This is a genomic window from Halomonas sp. (assembly GCF_041689495.1).
Classification (GTDB): Bacteria; Pseudomonadota; Gammaproteobacteria; order Pseudomonadales; family Halomonadaceae; genus Halomonas.
On record NZ_JBDNGD010000492.1, the window covers coordinates 1 to 1,261 of the forward strand.

Annotated in this window: 1 protein-coding gene; it reads left to right on the plus strand. The window is 63.9% G+C overall.

Annotated elements, in window-relative coordinates; translation table 11 throughout:
- Window positions 1–152: 152 nt before the first annotated feature.
- Window positions 153–1,261: glycosyltransferase (locus ACESMD_RS14755; RefSeq protein WP_372614459.1), on the plus strand; the 1,109-nt coding region annotated here is incomplete at its 3' end.

A 1,261-nucleotide genomic window follows, 5' to 3' on the forward strand; every position in this document is an offset into this window, starting at 1 on the left:
ATGAACCAGTTCGAGTCCTACAATTCGTTCTGGACGGGGGTCTATGTCCACAACCTCATGGTCGGCGGACTGGTGACCCACTACTGGCGCTGGCAACGGGAGGCCGCCTGATGCGCACTCTGGTGGTGGTTCGATCCCTCAGAATGGGAGGCATGGAACGCGTCGCGGTGAACCTCGCCGATGCCTTTGCAGCGGCCGGGCATGACAGTCATCTGCTGACCTTCCGTCGCGGGCGTCGTACGCTCAGGCCCGAACACGCCTCGGTGAAGGTCCACTGCTTCCAGCTCAACTGGGCGAACCGCCTGACCCTGGTCGGTTTCGTGATCGAACTCTTTACCCGTTGGTTCATCAATCCTTTGGTCAAGCGCTCGCTCTTCCTGGGCACCGGCCTGACCGGTGGCTGGCTTTTCCGGGCCTGGCTGTGGCGCTTCGAGCGCCGTCATGGTCGGGTGGATCGTATCATCTTCCGCGGGGTGGGGACCTTCGAGCTGGTCTGGACCTTCCGTGCTGACCGTGCCCGCCATGTGCTCGAGAATATCTTCCAGGCACCGAGTGATCACTGGCGTGAGCGACTCTTCGCTCGTTGTCTCTACCATGACCGGCACCTGGTGGCGGTGTCGGAGGGGGTCAGGGAGAGCATCGACGCGGCCTGCCGGCAGTGGCGGGTGGTTCCAGCCTCGATCGAGGTGATCGTCAATCCCTGCCCGGTGGAGAGCATTCGCCGTCAGATGCGGGAAGCCGAGCCGGACTTGCCCCAGGGCCCTTATCTGGTCTGTGTGGCTCGGCTGGTGCCGGCTAAGGATCAGGCATTGCTGCTGCGTGCCTATGCCCGCAGTGGCGTGAACCTGCCCCTGGTGCTGGTGGGTGATGGTCAGGAGCGCGGGCGCCTCGCCTCTCTGGCAAGCGAACTGGGAATCGCGGCAAGCGTCATCTTTGCCGGCCAGCGGGCCAATCCCTATCCCTGGATGCATCAGGCGCGGCTCTTCGTGCTCAGTTCGCGCTTCGAGGGCATGGGGATCGTGCTGTTCGAGGCGCTGGCCTGCGGTACGCCGGTGCTCAGTGTCGACTGTCCTGGCGGTATCCGCGAGATTCTCAAGGGAGAGTTGGAGGCGAGTATCGTCGCCCATGACGAGGCATCACTGGCCGAGGGTATCCGCCAGGCCGTCGAGGGCCCCAAGCCGGTGATCAAGGAGGAATGGCTGGCGGACTTCCTTCCCCAGCGAGTGGCGCAGCGGTTTCTCGCACCGTCAGGATCCGCTCA